This window comes from uncultured Acetatifactor sp. (assembly GCF_948601915.1).
Classification (GTDB): Bacteria; Bacillota; Clostridia; order Lachnospirales; family Lachnospiraceae; genus Acetatifactor.
On record NZ_CAPDXS010000109.1, the window covers coordinates 1 to 19,166 of the forward strand.

The following is a 19,166-nucleotide window of genomic DNA, read 5'->3' on the forward strand; positions in this document are numbered from 1 at the left end:
GGGAAAAGTTTGTTGCGATGCAAGCATCGGGGAATGTACCCTCCTGGGATTCAAACAGCTCCCACCATTCATCCGTGAACAATGCCGGATTGCTTTCCAGGGTCAGCCCATAGGAATTCCCCCCGGTGAAGCCATGGGCATAGTTCACCTGCAGCCCGCTGATGGAATGCCCCCGCATCCTTTCCAGATGCCAGCCAATCCTCTCCTTGGTCAGCTTATCTCCCATCCACCAGTAGAATGGCACCACGCCATATCCCCGGGGCGGTTCCTCAAATCTCGATTCCAGCCTACTATCTCCTTTTCTTACCTGATCCATCTGCATCTTCCTTTCTGCCTGGCCCTTCCCCCCAGGGCCATGCCCTTCCCCCCAGGGCCATGCCCTGCCTTCTGTCAGCCATTTGACAAATCTTTTTACAAATCGTCACCGTCCACTCTCCGTGTTAATCCAAAAATAACACAATCTATCCAAAAATAACAGGGGCCAATTTTACCGATTTGTCCAAAATCGTTCCCGCCTGCCGCAAAAACCCGTATTTCCCGGGGCGAAGAGCTTTCTTTGGACATCAAAAAAGGAACCCCGGACTGCCCTGGAAATCAAAGCAGAACAGAAGTTCCCTGTCGGTTCGTTCCTACGGATCGCCCTCCACAGCAAGCCTGGAAACCGGAAGCTTCGAAATCATAAGCTGTCACAGTTTCTGGCTGAAAATGCTCTTATACCCCTCCCCGTAGATCTCCGAAGCGCTGGTGATGATCGTAAAGGCGCTGGGATCCTCCTGCCTGACAATCTCCTCCAGCTTCGGGGAAAGGGGCTTTTTCACCACGCACAGAACCACCTTCTTGTCCGTGCCCGTGTAAGCGCCGCTGCCGGAGATGTAGGTGGCGCTGATGTCCAGCTCCTCCAGCAGGCGGCTGACGATCCTTTCAGGGCTGTCGCTGATGATGAAGAACATCTTGGCCCCGTCCCGCCCATACAGCACGATATCCAGCAGCACGGAATTGATGAAGACCACGAGCCCTGCGTACAGCGCCGTATCCAGATCCTGGAACACGAAAGCCGAAGCCGTCACGATGATGGCGTCCGTCAGCAGGAAGAGGGAGCCTGTCTTCAGGTGGGGGAAGCGCAGCCGCAGGAGCTTGACGATGATGTCCGTGCCTCCGGTGGTGGCCCCCGCCTTGAACACCAGCCCCAAAGACACCGCCATCAGGGAGCCTCCCACCACGGCGGCCAGCAGCGGGTCTGCCGTCACTGCCCCCACGGATGCCAGCCGGTTGGTGAAGAAGGAGGTGGCCGCGGTGCAGTAGAGGGTGGAAAGGATGAACTTCCAGCCGAATTTCCACATTCCCAGCGCCAGGATCGGTATGTTGATCATGAACATCCACGTACCGGTCTCCAGTCCGGTAATCCGGTTGAATATAATCGCGATACCGGTCACTCCGCCGGGCGCCAGGGAGTTGGGATCCAGGAAGAAGCTCACCGCCACGGCGTAGATCACTGACGCCACAGTGATCACCAGATAATCCGTCAGCCTGCGCCGGAACGTCTTCTTCTCCTCATCCCGGATCTCCCTCTCCTGTTCTTTACTGACCTGCCCCTTGTTCTCCTTCATCCTCACACTGCCTCCCAAAACCCGCAGGAGCGGGCCGCCCTCTTCAGGCAGCCCGCTCCCTCCGGGCATTCCATTCAAAAGTCTCATAAAAGAGCCTTACCATCCACAGCAACCCCCGGCCTTTTGCAAGGCGGAGCGGCCAAGCCTATATGCTTTTTGCATAGGGGTTTACTGTACAAGTGTCAGTCCGGCGGCCCACAGCCGTCCTGTCCATTGACCGCGAATCAGCTGCCCACGTTCACCAGTCTGGGCTTATAGCCCCCTTCCTCCAGGGACTTCATAATCTGTTCCTTATGCTCGGTGCCGAATGCCTCCATGGTGATGCGCAGCTCCACGGCGGCGTTTCTGTTGGTGGTGACGAACTGGTTGTGCTCCAGCTCCACCACGTTGCCGTTGGCCTTGGCGATGATGCCTGACACCTTGTACAGCTCGCCCGGCTTATCCGGCAGCAGCATGGATACCGTGAATACCCTGTCGCGCATGATCAGGCCCTGCTGGACCACGGAGGACATGGTGGTCACGTCCATGTTCCCGCCGCTTAAGATGGCTACCACCTTCTTGCCCTTTACGTCCAGGTGCTTCAGGGCGGCCACGGTGAGCAGTCCGGAGTTCTCTACCACTGTCTTGTGGTTCTCCACCATGTCCAGGAAGGAGACTACCAGTTCGTGGTCTTCCACCGTGATGATGCCGTCCAGGTTCTTCTGGATATAGGGCAGGAGCTTGCTTCCGGGCGTCTTCACCGCGGTGCCGTCCGCGATGGTGCTGACCTTGGGCAGGGTCACCACATGCCCCTCCTCCAGGGATCTCTGCATACAGTTTGCCCCCGCAGGCTCCACTCCAATCACTTTTATCTTGGGATTTAGAAGTTTTGCCAAAGTAGCCACGCCTGTGGCCAGGCCGCCGCCGCCGATGGGCACCAGGATATAGTCCACAAGTGGCAGCTCCTTGACGATCTCCATGGCGATGGTTCCCTGTCCGGTGGCCACCATCAGGTCGTCGAAGGGATGGATGAAGGTGTATCCGTTCTCGTCCGCCAGCTCATAGGCCTTGGCGCAGGCCTCGTCGTACACGTCCCCATACAGCACCACCTCCGCGCCGTAGCCCTTGGTGCGGTTGACCTTCATCAGAGGCGTGGTGGTGGGCATGACGATGACGGCCTTGGTGCCGTAGGCTTTCGCCGCATAGGCCACGCCCTGGGCATGGTTCCCCGCGGAGGCGGTGATCAGCCCCTTGGCCCGCTCCTCGTCCGTAAGGGTGCTGATCTTATAATATGCGCCCCTGAGCTTATATGCGCCTGTAAGCTGCATATTCTCGGGCTTTAAGTAGACCTTGTTGCCCGTCTGGGTGCTCAGGTACTCGCTGAACACCAGCTTCGTCTCCAAAGTCACCTGCTTTACGATTTCCGATGCCTCCTCGAACTTCTCCAGGGACAGTCCTTCTTCCAGGGACTGCTCGTTTTCCAGTTCAATACCCATTCTTGTCTCCCCCTCTGCTTTTTTATTTTCTCCGGTATGGCTTTCATTCATAGATTGCTCTACTTCTGTAGATTGCTCCTCTTCCGTGGAATTCTCTTCTTCCATGGATTGCTCCTCTTCCATAGAACGCTGCTGTTCCTCCATCTTCCGATGCTCCTCCTTCCCTCCGGCCCCTGGCACCGCTCCTCGATGCCTCTCTTCCTGTTCCAATCTATGCCATCTATGTTCCCGGCTTTCCTGCATTCCTCGCTTTCACCAAGATGCCGTCCGCCCGGAAACCGCTATTCTCCCTTCGGCTATTCGCCCTCGGTCTTTACATCGAAGAGGGCGTTCACGAACTCGTCCGAGTCGAACTTCTGCAGGTCGTCGATGGTCTCGCCCACGCCGATATATTTCACAGGCACCCGCAGCTCCGACTGGATGGCCACCGCGATGCCCCCCTTTGCCGTACCGTCCATCTTGGTGAGGATGATGCCCGTCAGATCCGCCACCTCGCCGAACTCCCTGGCCTGCACCAGCGCGTTCTGCCCCGTGGTGCCGTCCAGCACGATCAGATTCTCCCTGTGGGCATCCGGGAACTCCCTGTCCACGATGCGGTTCATCTTCCGCAGCTCCTCCATCAGGTTCTTCTTATTGTGGAGCCGTCCCGCCGTGTCAATCAGCAGCACGTCCACTCCCCTGGCCTTGGCGGCGTTCACGGCATCGAACACCACACTGGCCGGATCAGCGCCCTCGTTTCCGCCCACCATGGGCACCTCCGCGCGCCTGGCCCACTCCGCCAGCTGGTCTCCCGCGGCGGCCCGAAAGGTATCGGCGGCGGCAATCAGCACTTTCCTGCCGTCCTCCTTGAATTTGCCCGCCAGCTTCCCTACGGAGGTGGTCTTGCCCACACCGTTGACCCCAATCACCATGATGACGGACTGACGCTTCTCGAACTCATAGGCGGTGTCGTCCACCCACATCTGCTCCTTGATGCCCTCTATCAGGAGCTGCTTGCACTCATGTGGCTCCTTGATATGCCGCTCCTTTATCTGGGCCTTCAGGCGGCTGATGATCTCCGTGGTGGCGTTGACGCCGATGTCCCCCATGATGAGGATCTCCTCCAGCTCCTCATAGAAATCATCGTCGATTGCGGAAAAGCCGCTGAACACGGAATCGATTCCCCGGACGATATTGTTCCTGGTCTTCGTCAGGCCCTCCTTCAATCTGGCAAAAAAGCCCTTTTTTCCCTCTGCCATGCCTCATCCCACTCCTTCCCGCACTCTATTGTCCATATAATAATATTACCATATTTAAGAACTGACTGCAATAGTCACGCAGTCAGTTCCTTATCAATCAGGTTCACGCTGACCAACGTGGACACGCCCTTCTCCTGCATGGTGATGCCGTAGAGCCTGTCCACCTGCTCCATGGTGCCTCTTCTGTGGGTGATTACGATGAACTGTGTGTTCTTGGTCAGTTTGTGCAGGTACTTCGCGAATCTGCCTACATTGGAGTCGTCCAGCGCCGCCTCAATCTCGTCCAGCAGACAGAAGGGCGACGGCTTCAGGTTCTGGATGGCGAACAGCAGGGAAATGGCCGTCAGAGCCTTCTCGCCGCCGGAGAGCTGCATCATGTTCTGCAGCTTCTTCCCGGGAGGCTGGGCGATGATGCGGATGCCTGCCTCCAGGATATCCTCGTTCTCTATCAGCTCCAATGTGCCCCGGCCGCCGCCGAACAGTTCCTTGAACACCTTGTCGAACTCCCTGCCGATCTCCGCGAACTTTTCCGCGAACTGCTTGCGCATGGCGGCGTCCAGCTCCTGGATGATGTTCTCCAGGGTCTTCTCCGCCTCCACCAGGTCGTCCCGCTGGGTGGACATGAAGGTATAGCGCTCCAGCAGGTTCTTGTAGTCCTCGATGGCGTTCACGTTCACGTCCCCCAGCTTCCTGATCTGATCCCGCAGGGAGGCGATCTCCTTCTTCATGGCCGCAAGGTCCGTCAGCTCCCCGTCCCGCAGGGAAGCGGCATCGCTCAGAGTGATCTCATATTCGTCCCACATGTAGTTGATCTGGGACTCCATGGATTCCTCCATGCGCTCCTTCTGGGCATTCAGGCGGTAGACCTCCTTGTCCAGGGCGGACTGGCGCTGGGCCAGCTCCTCCCGCCTGGCGAAGAAGCTCTTCTGCCTGGCCGACAGCTCCTCCCTCTGGGCCATGTCTTCCTTCAGCCTGGCCTCGGATTCGTTCTGGGCGTCATAGGAAGCCGTAATCGTCTTCTGAATCTCTTCTATGGTGCGCTGCTTGCTCTCCACAGCCTGGCCGTTCTCCCGCAGGGCCTCCAGGACCTCCTCCAGCTCTGCCCGGGCCCTCTGGATCTCCCCGTCGATACGGTCCGCGTTGCTCTGCTGGAATCCCAGGGACTGGCGCAGCTTCTCCACTTTCAGATCCCACTCCGAGACGGCGGCTGCGGCTTCCGTCTCCGCCCTGCGCCTCTCCTCCAGCTCCTGCTGGAACCGGGCGATTTCTTCCTGTGCCCGGGCTTCCAGGGCCTCGCTGGCAACGAGTTCCTGCTGCACGGACTCCTTGTCCGTCCTGATTTCCCGGGTCTTCTCCTGAATCTCCTGCTCCTCCTGCTGCAGGCTGGCGGCGCTCTCCACTTCCTCCTCCATGCGCTCCCTGGCCTGGGCGATGTTCAGCCTGGCCGTATTCTGCTCGATGGATTTGCGCTGGATGTCGCCCTTGATGGCCTCCAGGTCCACGCGCATCCTGGTGCGCCTGGCCTTCGTGTCCTCGATGTCCTTGTCTATCTCACTGACCGAGCGGGCCAGCTCCTTTACCCGCTTCTCCAGCTCCTCTATCTCCCTGCGCCTTCCCAGGAGGTTGCTGCTGTTCTTGTAGGCGCCGCCGCTGATGGCGCCGCCGGGCACCAGCAGCTCCCCCTCCAGGGTCACGATGCGCATGCTCTGGCTATACTTCCTGTTCAGTTTCAGGGCGTTGTCCACATTGTCCATCACCAGGATGCGGCCAAGCAGAGAGCCTGCCACATCCCGGTATTTATCGTCTATGCGTACCAAAGTGTCCGCCGTGCCGATGACGCCCGGTTCGGACAGGGCCTCCGTATTCCGGAATCTCTGGTAATTCCGGATGCTGGTCAGGGGCAGGAATGTGGCCCGGCCCAGCCTGTTGGTCTTCAGGAAGGAAATCATCCGCTTGGCAGTGTCCTCGTCCTTTGTGACGATGTTCTGGATGCTGCCCCCCAGTGCGGTCTCAATGGCCACCTCGTACTTCTTCTCCACATGGATGATGTCCGCCACCACGCCTACGATGCCCTCATTCCGCTCCTTCTGCTCCATGACCTTCTTGACGCTGCCGCCGTAGCCCTCGTAGCGCTCCGCCAGGTTGGACAGGGCCTCCAGCCTGGACTTCTCCATGTGGTAAGCGCTCTTGGCCTCCTGCAGGGCGGCGTCCTTTTGGGTCAAGGCCTGGCGGAAGCCGGAAAGCTCCTGCTCCATGGCCGCTTCCCGCTCGTTCAATATGCGCATCTGATCCGTGACGGCGGCGAATTCCGCCTCCAGGCCCTTGAGCGTCTCCTCCCTGGCTGCCTCGTCGGACTTCACCCGCAGGAGCCGGGACTGCAGCTCCGCTTTCCGAATCTTCACCTGCTCCATCATGGTGTCGAAGCGCCCTAATTTGGTCTTGATCGTGGCGCGCTGGTTCAGCTCCCCGATGATGGTATTCTTTCCGGCCTCGATGCCGCTGTTCAGCTCACCTATCCTGGTCTGGATTTCCTCCAGCTTCGCCTTGGCGGCATCGGCCAGGGCAGTAATCTCCTGCACCTTTGCGTCCGTGTCCCCCTTTTCGGAGAGCAGAGCCTCCCTGTCCTGCACCCTTGCGGCGATATCCTCTTCCAGGGCGTTTCGCCTGTTGTTCAGATGGGCTTCGCTGCCCCTGGCGGAGTTAATCTGCTCCTTCAGCACGTTCATCTCGCCCTCCAGCTTCCCTCTGGTAAGGCCTGCATCTGTCACGGTGCTGCGGGCTTCCTCGATGGACTGTTCCAGCTTCTCCAGGACTTCCGCGACCCGCTCGTATTCCTCCCGGATGCCGTCGTAAGCTTGGCTGGTCTCGGCCAGGTCCTTGGCGGCCAGGGAACGCTTCTCCTCCACGTCCCCGAGCTGCTCCCGCAGGCGGGCGTTCTCCAGCAGGAACACGTTCACGTCGAAGCGCTTCAGCTCTTCCCTCTTTCGCAGGTACTGCCTGGCCGTCTCGGACTGGCGCTCCAGGGGGCCCAATTGCTTCTCCAGCTCCGACAGGATGTCGTTGACGCGGACCAGGTTCTGCTTCTCGTTCTCCAGCTTGGTCTGGGCCGCGGCCTTTCTGCGCTTGAACTTCACGATTCCGGCGGCCTCGTCGAAGAGCTCCCTGCGCTCCTCCGGCTTGCCGCTCAGGATTTTGTCGATCTGGCCCTGGCCGATGATGGAGTAGCCTTCCTTGCCGATGCCTGTGTCGTAGAACAGCTCGTTCACGTCCTTCAATCTGCAGGAGCTGCCGTTGATCAGATATTCACTTTCTCCGGAACGGTAGATGCGCCTGGCCACCGTCACCTCGTCGAAGCTGGTGGCCAGCTGATGGTCCGTATTGTCCAGCGTGATGGCCACATAGGCGTAGCTTAACGGCTTCCTGTTCTCTGTGCCCGAGAAAATGACATCCTGCATGCTGGCGCCGCGCAACTGCTTCACCCGCTGCTCTCCCAGGACCCAGCGCACCGCGTCGGCCACATTGCTCTTCCCGCTGCCGTTGGGCCCTACGATTCCCGTGATTCCGTTGTGGAACTGGAAATTGATTTTGTTCGCAAAGGACTTAAAGCCCTGCACCTCTATGTTCTTTAAATACATCCTCTATCCCTCAAAAGCAATAAAGCCCTGTACGCGGCCTGCTGCTCCGCCGCCTTTTTCGTCTTTCCTTCCCCTGTGCCCAGGCTCTTGCCATCCATGTTCACCGACACACGGAACAGCTTGTCGTGCTCCGGCCCGCTCTCCTCCAGCAGCTCATAGTTGAACTCCCGCTTCAGCTTCCCCTGGATCGCCTCCTGGAGATTGCTCTTGCTGTCGTAGAAGAGCTGCTTGTCCTCCAGGTCAGAGAGCACGAAGCGGTCGATGAATTCTTTTGCCCGCTCCATCCCCCCGTCCAGGAAGATGGCCCCGATCACGGCCTCCATGGCGTCGGAGACTATGCTGTCGCGGCCTCTCCCGCCGGTAATCTCCTCCCCCTTCCCCAGCAGCATGAACCTGCCCAGCTCCAAATCCCTGGCGCAGAAGGCGAGGGATGGCTCGCAGACCATAGATGCACGTTTTTTCGTCAATTCTCCTTCGCTCATCCTCGGGTTCTCCCGGAACAGGAATTCGCTTGTGACCAGCTCCAGCACTGCGTCCCCCAGGAACTCCAGCCGCTCATAGTTCTGGGCCCTGCGAATCTTCTGCTCATTGGTGAAGGAGCTGTGTGTCATGGCCTGCCGCAGCAGGCTTCTGTCCCTGAACTGGTATCCGATGCGCTCCTCCAGCACATCCATGGTATATCCTTTTGTGTAATCTTCCAACATGTCTCATCCTCTTTTCCGGGCAAAAAAATCCGGAACATACAAGCAAATGAGCAGCCACGTAACGGACTGCTCTTGTAAAGTCCATATAGCAGGGCCTGCTTCAGCCCTGCATGCCTTTGATCAAATCCACTGCTTCCCTTACGGTATGAATCTTCTCTGCCTCCTCCGCGGGAATCTCGATGTCGAATTCCTCCTCGATGCCCATGACGATCTGGAACACATCCAGGGAATCGGCGCCCAGGTCGTCCACAAAGGTGGAGTCCATGCCGATCTCATCGGGATCCACGTTCAGCACATCCGCGATCACCTTTTTCAGCTTCTCGAATTCCATTGGGTTTCCTCCTTTCCTTAGTCCTCAAGGACCATCTGTTCCTTGATTTTCTGATTTATTTTCTGTTCCTTGAATGCAATGCATTGCAGGATAGAATTCTTGATTTCCACAGCTTTGCTGTTGCCGTGGGTCTTCACCACCAGGCCGTTCAGGCCCAGCAGCGGCGCGCCGCCGTAGGCCTCCGTATTGAAGTCCTTCAGGGTCTGCTTCAGGGCCGGCTTCACCAGCAGGGCCCCGATCTTGCTGCGCAGGTTCATCATCATGCCGGCTTTGATCTTCGCGATCAGAGCCCCGCTGACGCCCTCCAGCATCTTCAGCACCACATTGCCCGCAAAGGCCTCGCACACCAGCACGTCCGCGCCGCCCTCCGGGATGTCCCTGGCCTCCACGTTGCCGATGAAGTTAATCTCCGGACAGCTCTTCAGCAGGGGATAGGTCTCCCTGGTGAGGGCATTGCCCTTCTCCTCCTCGGTGCCGATGTTCACCAGGCCCACCCGGGGATTCTTCACGCCGATGACGCTCTCCATGTAGATGCTGCCCATCTTGGCGAACTGCAGCAGCTGGGAGGGCCTGGCGTCCACATTCGCCCCGCAGTCCAGCAGGAGGCTGACGCCATTGATATGAGGGATGATGGGGGCAAGGGGCGGACGCTCCACACCCTTGATGCGGCCCACGATGACCTGTCCGCCCACCAGGACGGCTCCGGTGCTCCCCGCAGAGACCAGCGCGTCGCATTTCCCTTCCTTCACCAGGTACATGCACCTTACGATGGAGGAATCCTTCTTCTTGCGGATAGCCATCACGGGAGGCTCCCCGGTCTCTATGACCTCCTCCGCATGGACGATTTCCAGCTGCTCCGCGTTATAGGTATATTTCTTCAGCTCTTCCTTCAGCACGGGCTCCCGCCCCGCCAGGAACACCTTCACCCGCCTGTCGGCATTTATGGCCTCTACAGCGCCCTTCACAGTCTCATAAGGCGCATTGTCGCCCCCCATAGCGTCTACCGCTACATTTACCATTTCCGCCATTGGATTCCCTCTCCGTATGAATGCTCTTCTTCAATGAATGCTCTTCTTCAATCGAATGCTCTTCTTCAATCGAATGCTCTTCTTCAATCGAATGCTCTTCTTCAATGAATGCTCTTCTTCAATGAATGCTCTTCTTCAATGAATGCTCTTCTTCATTATGAATGCACCTTTTCATTACCCTACTGCATTCCGAAATTTTTTACATCCGCGTACCCTTTTTATGATAATGTAATCTTATCTAAAAATCAAGGCTTTTTTGACAGGAATTTCTTCCGCAGGCATACATAAAAAGGGTATTCCGCAGAATACCCTTACATGCCCGTGCAAAATACCGGAAAGACTTCTCAGTCCACATTGACGACCTGCTTCTTGTTATAAGAACCGCAAGCCTTGCAAACCCTGTGGGGCACCATAAGCGCGCCGCATCTGCTGCACTTTACCAGAGTCGCAGCTTTCATTTTCCAGTTTGCTCTTCTCTTATCCCTTCTGCTCTTGGAAGATTTATTCTTAGGACAAATCGACATCGTTACACCTCCTTATTCTTGAAGATATCTTGTATCACTGCCATGCGCGGATCCGGGACGAAGGTATCGCATCCGCAGTCCCTTTCATTCAGATTCTGTCCGCACACAGGGCATAAGCCCTTACAGTCGTCCTTGCACAGAATCTTCGCAGGCCAGTTAATCAAAATCTCATCGTGCACAAGAGCGTCCACATCCAACGAGAAGCCGTCCATAAAGGCAAAATCATCCGCCTCCTCCCCCTGTACCTCAGGAGAGAGGATTGTCCGCTCAAATGCCAGCTTCAAAGCCACCGGCACCTCTGCCAGACATCTGCTACAGGCCCCGCGAAGGCTCAGCTCCAGTTTTCCCCTCAGCACTGCCTTGTCCGCTCCCGCGTTGGAAACGGTAAGGGACACGGGAGATTTTGAAACGATGTCAAAGCTCTCCGTCCCGTTCTCGTAGCATATCAGCTCCAGAGGGACTTCCCTGGCCAGCTCCATGCCTTCAGATGTCAACACATCAGATAAATTCACTAACATAACGACTCCCATGCAGATTTTCTTTCCACACACTGGTTCATTATACATAAAGGCGCTATGTTTGTCAATATGAAAATGAAGAAAAGCATCCAGAAAAAGCCAAAAATAAAATAAACAAAATCTCTATATCCGCTCAAATGCCTGCTTCAGATCCTCTATCAGCACATCCGCCCCTTCCAGGCCGCAGTGGATGCGGATCATGCTCCTGCCTTCCTCCCCCAGTCCCAGGAAGTCCAGCTCCTCCCCGGAGGCAGCGTACAGCGGGCACAGGGCCAGGCTCTCGAAGCCTCCCCAGGAGCAACCGATTTCAAAGACCTTCAGGGAGTCCACCAGATTCTTGGCCTGCTCCGCCGTGCCCTTCACGATGAAGCTCAGCAGTCCCGTGTGGCCTGTCTGCTGGGTCCCGATCAGCTCCGCCTGGGGGTGGGACGCAAGGCCGGAGTAGAATACCCGCGTCACCTTCGGATGGCTCTCCAGGAACTCCGCCACCGCCATGGCCGTCTGCTGGTGCCTCTCCACCCGCAGGTTCAGGGTGCGCAGGCCGCGGATAGCCAGCCAGGCCTCCATGGGGCCGATGATGCCGCCGAACCAGGCCCTGATATTGCCCTTGAGCACGTTTCCCAGCTCCTCGTCCTTCACGGCCAGTATCCCGCCGATGATGTCGCTGTGTCCGCCGATGTATTTGGACATGGTATGCATCACGATGTCTATCCCCATGGTCAGGGGCTTCTGGTAGATCGGCGTGCAGTACGTATTGTCGATATAGGTCCTGATGCCATGCTCCTTCGCGATCTTCGCCACGCCCCGGATGTCCACCGCGCAGAAGACGAAGGTGGCCGGGCTCTCCAGGAGGATCATGTCCGTCTCGTCACGGATCAGTCCCTCCAGCTCCCCCAGATCCCTGCCGTCCCAGTAGGAGACGGTCATGTTCATCTTCGGGATAAAATAGCCGTTCAGGATCCCCTTCACCGGGCCGTACACATCCCGCATGCAGATGATATGGCTCCCGGCCTTACAGACGGCCAGGATAGCCGCGGAGGTGGCCGCCATGCCGCTGGCAAAGGCCACGGCCGTGCACCCCTGCTCCAAGGCGGCCACCTTCTCCTCCAGGATATGTACCGTGGGGTTCGCCACCCTTCCATAGACATAAGCGCCTGTCTTCCCGTTGTTCAGGTAGCCGTCCATGTCCTCAAATATATGGAGGGAATTCAGGAATACGGGCGGAGTCACCGCGTTCAAGTAGTCGCTCTGGTGCTCTCCTACATGTGTCAGTGCCAATCGATCCTCTCTCATCGCTTTCTCCTTCTCGCCATGGTTTTCTCTGTCACTGCGCAGCTTGACAATTGTCACATCTGTTTACCAATATCCTCACACCTTGTCAAGGATTGCCCTGGCCATGGCAAGGCCGATTTCCGTGCCCTGCTCGCAGGGCTCCATGCCCTCGAATTCCAGGGATATGTAGCCGTTGAAGTCCGAGTGCTTGATAGTCTTAAGGATTTCCCAGATGTCCATGTCCCCCTGACCTAAAATGGAGCCGCGGATCATCTTCCCGCCCATGGTCTCGAACCAGCTTCCCTTGTTGCAGTTGAACATCTCCGTCTGGTCGGGGAGCTGTTCCTTCTTGCGGATGTAGAAATCCTTCAGATGGATCATCTCCGCCATGGGCAGGCAGCGCTTCACGGCCGCCACGGGATCCTCGTCCACGCAGAGGAAATTGCCCACGTCCACCGTCATCTTCAGGTTCGGGCGGTCGATCGCCTCGATCAGCCGCAGGATACGCTCGGAGCCGTTGATGAAGAAGCCGTGGTTCTCCATGACGATGGTGATGCCCTTTTCGGCGGCATAGTCGCAGAGGATCGTGCCGTTCTTCACCATCTGGGGGAATTCCCGGTTGAAATCATAGATGGTGTTGGTGGAGAAGGGCCTGCGGAAGGATGCCACGTCAAAGCGCATCCGGGAGAGCCCCAGCCCCTGAGCTGCATCGATGTGGCGCTTCACCCGCTCGATCTCCCTTTCCTCTTCCTCCGGGTCGGTCTTCAGAAGGTCGGCGTTCACCGAATAGGTGGAGATTTCGATTCCGGCGGATTTGCATTTCTCCCGCACATGGTCAATCAGCTCCCAGTCCAGCGTCCTCTCCGGCGTCACGAAGGCCAGTCTGAACGGCACGAATTCGATATGCTCGCACCCGTGGGCCACGGCGTAGTCCACCACATCGTCAACGGACATCTGGCCGTTGGCCATAGCGGGATCCAGACAGTAACAGCTCATACCAAGTTTCATAGCAGTACCTCCTTTGGTTTCATTTTTTATATGTTTATCGTAAATCCAGTCCACTTGCCCTATCCGCAGAGTTCCTCGTTCCCGTACAGCTTAAGTCCCCCTTCCAGGACAGCCGCAGCGGCAGCCGCCGTGTCTGACGCTTTTACGATGATTGCCTTGCGCTCTCCCGATACCAGGGAGTACATATATTCGATATTCAGCCCCTTTGCGCACAGGATGAGGGTCAGGCTGTGGAGCTCGCCCACCTGGTCCTCCAGCCGCACCGCCAGCACATCCGTCAGCATGGCGGAAAAGCCGCTCTCCCGAAGCGCGGATTTCGCCAGCTCCGGATTCGACACAACCATGCGCAGCATGCCGTACTCCATGGTATCCGCCATGCTCAGCGCACAGATGTTGATGCCATGCTCCTTCAGTATCTCCGTGGCCTTCTCCAGCCTGCCCTCACGGTTCTCCATAAAGACCGATAACTGTTTTACAAACATATCCTTCCCTCACTTTCTCACGATCCGTCACAACGTCAATCCATCTTCCGCCTGTCGATTACATGCACGGATTTGCCCATGCTGCGCTCCAGAGACTTGGGCTCCACCAGCTTCACCTTCACCGCCAGGCCGATGGCCTGCTGGATCACATGCTCGATCTTCCTGGCCAGGTTCTCCAGGGCCCTGATCTCATCCGAGAAGAAATGCTCCTCCACCTCTACCTGTACCTCCAGGGTATCCAGATTGTTCACCCTGTCCACGATCATCAGGTAATGGGCCGTTGTGCCGCCCATCTCCAGAAGCGCCGCCTCGATCTGGGACGGGAACACGTTCACGCCGCGGATGATCAGCATGTCGTCGCTTCTGCCCGTGAACCTGGCGATCCTGGCCGTGGTCCTGCCGCACTCACAAGGGCTGCGGTCCATGCTGGTCAGATCCTTGGTGCGGTAGCGGATCAGAGGGATTCCCTCCTTGGTCAGGGTGGAGATCACCAGCTCTCCGGTGACGCCGTCCGCCACAGGCCGGAATGTCTCCCTGTCCACGATCTCCGGCAGGAAATGGTCCTCGTGGATATGTAATCCTGTGTGGAACCGGCAGTCCGTGGCCACCCCCGGCCCCATGATTTCGCTGAGGCCATAGATGTCATGGGCATGGATGCCCAGCTTTTCCTCAATCTTGTCCCGCATCTTCTCCGTCCAGGGCTCCGCCCCGTTCAGGGATGCCTTCAGCTTGATCTTGTCCCGGACGCCCATCTCCTCGATGGTCTCCGCGATATGCATCAGATAGGAGGGCGTACACAGAAGCCCGGTAACGCCGAAGTCGATCATCATGGTAATCAGCTTCTTCGTGTTGCCTGTGGACATGGGCACTACCGTAGCGCCCATCTTCTCCGCGCCGTAATGGCCGCCCAGCCCTCCGGTGAACAGGCCGTAGCCGTAGGCCACCTGGATGATGTCCTCTCTGCCCAGGCCGGCCATGGTGATGCAGCGGGCCACGCACTCGCTCCACACATCGATGTCCCTTCTGGTATAGCCCACCACTGTGGCCTTTCCCGTGGTGCCGCTGGAGGCATGGATGCGCACGATCTGGGAGTTCGGCACGGCGAACATCCCGAAGGGATAGGTGTCCCGCAAATCGTCCTTGGTGGTGAAGGGAAGCCTGGTCAGATCCTCCAGCCCACGGATGTCCCCCGGCTCCAGGCCGATGGCCTGCATCTTCTTGCGGTAGTACTCCACGTTATGGTAGACCCTGTCCACCAGCTTCACCAGCCGCGCTCCCTGCAGGGCCTGCATCTCGTCCCTGCTCATGCACTCTTTTGTCTCATTCCAAATCATATGATACGCACCTCCATGCCCGCTCCCGGCAGGCCATTATTTTGGTATTTCCTTACGCAATCGTGTATTTCATGGGCGTGAACCTGATTCCGTCGCTCTCCTGCTCCTCCGACAGCGCCTCGAATCCGATATGGCGATAAAAGGGCCTGCCGTAGGGCGAGGAGTTCACCGTAATCTCCCGGGGCGCGGGACTGTCCTTTGCGATATCCTCAAGCAGATATCGGAACAGCGCGGTGCCCACTCCCTGTCTGTGGTATTCCTTTCTGACAAAAGCCAGGTTGATATGCGTCCTGTTGGGGCGCATGCCCATGATGCCAATCATCTTATCTTTGTCAAAGGCCGCATATACAGGGGAGACGCCTGTTTTCCGCTTGGCTATGAACGCCTCGCTCTGGACCAGGCTCCGAAAAGTCTCGACCCCTTCCGGCTTATAGTCCGGGGCTTCGAACTCCATAAAGACCTCCAGCGCCAGAGCCAGGGCCTCTTCCACTTCATCACTGTTTATCCTGCGGATTGTGTACATGTCTGTCGTCCTCCTCTATGTATATGCCCGGCCCTCCCAATCCTCCCGTAAGACCGCATATATTTTTTCGCAAAACCGAATGAATCATTTTCGGGCTGTCTCAGGCATTTCCAGGGCTGTTCCAGGGAACGCCTTTGTCCTTGTTCGATGAACGCCCTCCTTCATTGGTATCCGGCCTCGAATGCCTTCAGGTTCACCTCTACGGTCCTGGGCGGAACCGTCGTCTCGATGACATGGTGCCAGTCCTCCTTCTCGAATCCCATATATCTGGCGGCGGCCCCCAGGACGATTACATTGAACGCCTTAGGCGCGCCCATCTCCACCGCCTGCTTCGTGGCCTCCACCACCACGGTCTTCCTGGCGGCTTTCAGGGTATCCAGTATCCCCTCCGGATACTGTGCCGCTCCCGTCACCACCGTGATGGGGTCGATGCGCCAGTCATTGACGATTACTACACCGTCTTCCTTCAGGAAGTGCAGATAGCGCAGGGCCTCCAGCTTCTCGAAGGCGATCAGCACGTCCGCGCAGCCCTCCTCCACGATGGGCTCCGCCACTTCCTCCCCATACCTGACGAAGGTCACCACGCTGCCGCCCCTCTGGGCCATGCCGTGGACTTCCGACAGCTTTACATCGAATCCGGCGTGAATCGCCAGATTCCCCAGAATCCTGCTGGTGAGCAAGGTCCCCTGCCCGCCAACGCCTACTATCATAATGCTTTTTACACCCATTTTCATCATCCTCACATTCTGCTTTCCCGCTCTGTCGGCCTGCGCCGAACCATGCCTCCCGTGCCCTCACGCCACAATTTCCCGGGCCTGCCAGCGCACAGGCCTGCTCCCGCCGCTGCGCCCGGGAGCCGGATCCGCGAATCCCGCCTTTCCTCAGCGCGGCCGCACTTCTATAGCATCGAGCCTGCACAGCTTCGCGCACAGCCCGCAGCCGTTGCACATGGTCTCGTCGATGGATATGGTTCCGTCCTCATTCTTCGTCAGCGCAGGACAGCCGGGCCGCAGACAGGCGCCGCATTTCCTGCACTTCTCCGGAATGGGGACGCACTTATTCGGGAAGGTGACCCCTTTGAGCAGCACGCAGGGCGCTTTGGTGACGATCACGGATACCGCGTCCCGCTTCGTCTCCCGCCGGAAGGCCTCCTCCAGCCCCTCCAGGTCGAAGGCGCTGATCTCATACACATGTTCGATGCCAAGGGAACGGCACAGGCTCAAGATGTCGATGGCCGGGACCACCTCTCCCTTCAGAGTCTTCCCCGTGGCGGCATGGTCCTGATGGCCTGTCATGCCGGTGGTGGAATTGTCCAGGATCACCACCGTGCCGCAGGACTGGTTGTAGACCATGTTCATCAGGGAGTTGATGCCTGTGTGCATGAACGTAGAATCCCCGATGACGGCCACCCAGTCGCGGATGTACTCCTTCCCCCTGGCCTTCTCCATGCCGTGGAGGGTGCTGATGCTGGAACCCATGCAGATGGTGGTGTCCACCACGCTCAGAGGGGCCACCGCCCCCAGGGTATAGCAGCCGATGTCTCCGGCAGCGTGTATCTTTAAACGGTTCAGCACGGAGTATACGCTCCTGTGGGGACAGCCCGGGCAGAGGATGGGCGGCCTGGCCGGGACGCTTGCCGGGGCCATGGAGCGCTGCCCGGACATCCCCGATTCGGGAGCGGTCTCCCCGGATGCCGCCTTTTCGGACGCCGCCCCAGACACCGCCTGTCCCGCCGCACCGGAATCGGACTGGCTTCCGCACTCCGGCACCCGCTGTCTGATCATATTTGCGCTGTACTCTCCCTGAACCGTGAAGATCTCCTTGCCCACGGCTTTCAGAATGCCCCAGGACTTCACCTGCTCCTCGATCACAGGCTCCAGCTCCTCGAATATGTACAGCTTCTCCACTTTTGAGGCGAACTCTTCGATCAGCTTCCTGGGCAGGGGATGTACCAGGCCCAGTTTCAGCACGCTTGCCTCTGGCATGGCCTCCCGTACATACTGATACGGAATTCCGCTCGTGATGAATCCCACGGCCGTGTCCCTGTACTCCGCCCGGTTCACGGACATGGCACAGGCGTCCTCCGCCAGCTTCTTCATCCGCGCCTCCACCACTACATGGCGCTTGATGGCATTGCCCGGCATCATGACGTATTTCGCGGTATTCCTCTCATAGGGAACGCACTCCTTCTCCCTGCGCTCCTCCAGCTCCACGATGCCCTGGGAGTGAGAAAGCCTGGTGGTGGAGCGCACCATCACAGGCGTATCGTAGGCTTCGCTCAAGTCGAAGGCCCATTTCGTGAAAGCTTTCGCCTCGGCGCTGTCCGAGGGCTCCAGCACGGGGATCATGGCCGCCCTGGCCACCATCCGGCTGTCCTGCTCGTTCTGGGAGCTGTACATGCCCGGGTCGTCCGCCGCCACTACCACCATGCCGCCTCCCACGCCCGCGTAGGCAGCCGTGAACAGCGGATCCGCCGCCACGTTCACCCCCACATGCTTCATGGAGCACATGGACCTGGCTCCGGCGATGGAGGCGCCGATGGCCACCTCCGCCGCCACCTTCTCATTGGGGGACCACTCCGCGTAGACCTCCTCGTATTTCGCGATTGCCTCGCTGATCTCCGTGCTGGGCGTGCCCGGATAGGCCGCGGACACCTTCACCCCCGCCTCGTAGGCTCCTCTCGCTATGGCCTCATTGCCTAGCAGTATCTTCTTCTCTGACACGTTCTCTCCTCCTGCCTTCTTCCTTCTGCCATGCCGATTCCTTTGTTTTCTTTGCTTTTAACATTATACCTAAATACTGTCTGTAACACAACTATAATTTTATGCCGGGCGCCAATTAGATTTACGGCCATGACAAACAAAGCCACTGTCATGACAGTGGCTCTGAAACTCAATCTAAAAATCCAAGAATATACTCCGTAAGCATTGCCACATTACTGTCAGGCACCTTGTACGGCTTGTCCTTACGAGGATCGTCGGCATACCGAACCGGACTCAGGCGCACCTTCAATCCGGATTCCAGCTTTTCCCGCACATTGGAGATAAAACGAAGCGCGGCCTCCTCTTTATCGAACAACAGGATGCGCCCGTCCAGCAGCGCTTCCCTTAAATAAATAATACTTGCTTTCCCGTCAAACAATCGAATCGCCCACATCCTGCTCCCTCCCATGAACATATTTTTTTGCCTGCGTTTCATACAATTCCCTGTACGCACAGCAGCGTTCCATCAACTCCATATGCGTTCCCTGAAGGAGCTCTCCCTCCGGAGTCAGATACAGCACGCGGTCAGCAATCGATACGCTTGCAAGACGGTGCGTAATGAACAAAATCGCATGCTCCCCCTTCATTCCAGCCAATGTCCGGAACACCTCATCCTCGGCCTGAGGGTCCAGTGAGGCAGACGGCTCATCCAGTATGTATAAAGGCGCGTTCCGGTAGAGCATCCTTGCCAAAGCCAGTTTTTGCCACTGCCCGCCGGAAGGAAT

At 57.9% G+C, this 19,166-nt stretch carries 19 protein-coding genes; all 19 read right to left on the reverse strand.

Annotated elements, in window-relative coordinates; genetic code table 11:
- Nucleotides 1-316: hypothetical protein (locus Q2B33_RS17010; protein WP_300783729.1), on the reverse strand; the 316-nt coding region annotated here is incomplete at its 3' end.
- 370 nt (nt 317-686) lie between these two features.
- The gene (locus Q2B33_RS17015; protein WP_296457703.1) at nt 687-1,607 is read right to left on the reverse strand and encodes a YitT family protein; all 921 of its coding nucleotides are present in this window, start codon (nt 1,605-1,607) and stop codon (nt 687-689) included.
- A gap of 224 nt (nt 1,608-1,831) precedes the next feature.
- Nucleotides 1,832-3,082, reverse strand: a complete 1,251-nt coding sequence (ilvA, locus tag Q2B33_RS17020) for a threonine ammonia-lyase (protein ID WP_300573174.1) — start codon at nt 3,080-3,082, stop codon at nt 1,832-1,834.
- Nucleotides 3,083-3,378: 296 nt separating this feature from the next.
- Entirely contained in the window at nt 3,379-4,320 is a 942-nt protein-coding gene (gene ftsY / locus Q2B33_RS17025) for a signal recognition particle-docking protein FtsY (protein WP_300573135.1), read from the reverse strand.
- A 74-nt stretch (nt 4,321-4,394) separates the two neighbouring features.
- Entirely contained in the window at nt 4,395-7,955 is a 3,561-nt protein-coding gene (smc, locus tag Q2B33_RS17030) for a chromosome segregation protein SMC (protein ID WP_300573138.1), read from the reverse strand.
- Complete coding sequence (gene rnc / locus Q2B33_RS17035) at nt 7,946-8,659, reverse strand: ribonuclease III (protein ID WP_300573141.1); 714 nt, start codon at nt 8,657-8,659, stop codon at nt 7,946-7,948. The genes smc and rnc overlap by 10 nt, the downstream gene beginning before the upstream one ends.
- A gap of 100 nt (nt 8,660-8,759) precedes the next feature.
- Nucleotides 8,760-8,990: an acyl carrier protein gene (acpP, locus tag Q2B33_RS17040; RefSeq protein WP_296472710.1), complete on the reverse strand. Its 231-nt coding sequence runs from the start codon at nt 8,988-8,990 to the stop codon at nt 8,760-8,762.
- 17 nt (nt 8,991-9,007) lie between these two features.
- Nucleotides 9,008-10,018 (reverse strand): phosphate acyltransferase PlsX, encoded by a 1,011-nt coding sequence (plsX, locus tag Q2B33_RS17045; RefSeq protein ID WP_300573144.1) that lies wholly within the window; start codon nt 10,016-10,018, stop codon nt 9,008-9,010.
- 344 nt (nt 10,019-10,362) lie between these two features.
- Nucleotides 10,363-10,542, reverse strand: a complete 180-nt coding sequence (gene rpmF, locus Q2B33_RS17050; RefSeq protein ID WP_251205627.1) for a 50S ribosomal protein L32 — start codon at nt 10,540-10,542, stop codon at nt 10,363-10,365.
- 2 nt (nt 10,543-10,544) lie between these two features.
- A complete protein-coding gene (locus Q2B33_RS17055; RefSeq protein WP_300573149.1) occupies nt 10,545-11,060 on the reverse strand; it encodes a DUF177 domain-containing protein in 516 nt (171 codons plus the stop codon).
- A gap of 123 nt (nt 11,061-11,183) precedes the next feature.
- Complete coding sequence (locus tag Q2B33_RS17060) at nt 11,184-12,353, reverse strand: PLP-dependent aspartate aminotransferase family protein (protein WP_300573152.1); 1,170 nt, start codon at nt 12,351-12,353, stop codon at nt 11,184-11,186.
- Nucleotides 12,354-12,428: 75 nt separating this feature from the next.
- Nucleotides 12,429-13,340 (reverse strand): sugar phosphate isomerase/epimerase, encoded by a 912-nt coding sequence (locus Q2B33_RS17065; protein WP_300573155.1) that lies wholly within the window; start codon nt 13,338-13,340, stop codon nt 12,429-12,431.
- A gap of 59 nt (nt 13,341-13,399) precedes the next feature.
- The gene (locus Q2B33_RS17070; protein ID WP_300573158.1) at nt 13,400-13,822 is read right to left on the reverse strand and encodes an amino acid-binding protein; all 423 of its coding nucleotides are present in this window, start codon (nt 13,820-13,822) and stop codon (nt 13,400-13,402) included.
- 35 nt (nt 13,823-13,857) lie between these two features.
- A complete protein-coding gene (locus tag Q2B33_RS17075) occupies nt 13,858-15,156 on the reverse strand; it encodes a phenylacetate--CoA ligase family protein (protein ID WP_296472716.1) in 1,299 nt (432 codons plus the stop codon).
- A 52-nt stretch (nt 15,157-15,208) separates the two neighbouring features.
- Nucleotides 15,209-15,679 carry a GNAT family N-acetyltransferase gene (locus Q2B33_RS17080; protein ID WP_296472717.1) on the reverse strand — a complete coding sequence of 157 codons (471 nt, stop codon included), beginning with the start codon at nt 15,677-15,679 and terminating at the stop codon, nt 15,209-15,211.
- Between the two features lie 161 nt (nt 15,680-15,840).
- The gene (locus tag Q2B33_RS17085; RefSeq protein WP_300573163.1) at nt 15,841-16,407 is read right to left on the reverse strand and encodes an indolepyruvate oxidoreductase subunit beta; all 567 of its coding nucleotides are present in this window, start codon (nt 16,405-16,407) and stop codon (nt 15,841-15,843) included.
- A 153-nt stretch (nt 16,408-16,560) separates the two neighbouring features.
- Nucleotides 16,561-18,402, reverse strand: coding sequence for an indolepyruvate ferredoxin oxidoreductase subunit alpha (gene iorA / locus Q2B33_RS17090; protein ID WP_300573166.1), 1,842 nt, complete (start codon nt 18,400-18,402; stop codon nt 16,561-16,563).
- Between the two features lie 169 nt (nt 18,403-18,571).
- Nucleotides 18,572-18,835, reverse strand: a complete 264-nt coding sequence (locus Q2B33_RS17095; protein WP_296457747.1) for a hypothetical protein — start codon at nt 18,833-18,835, stop codon at nt 18,572-18,574.
- The coding region (locus Q2B33_RS17100; RefSeq protein WP_300822961.1) for an ATP-binding cassette domain-containing protein at nt 18,813-19,166 on the reverse strand (354 nt) is incomplete at its 5' end. The genes Q2B33_RS17100 and Q2B33_RS17095, both read right to left, overlap by 23 nt.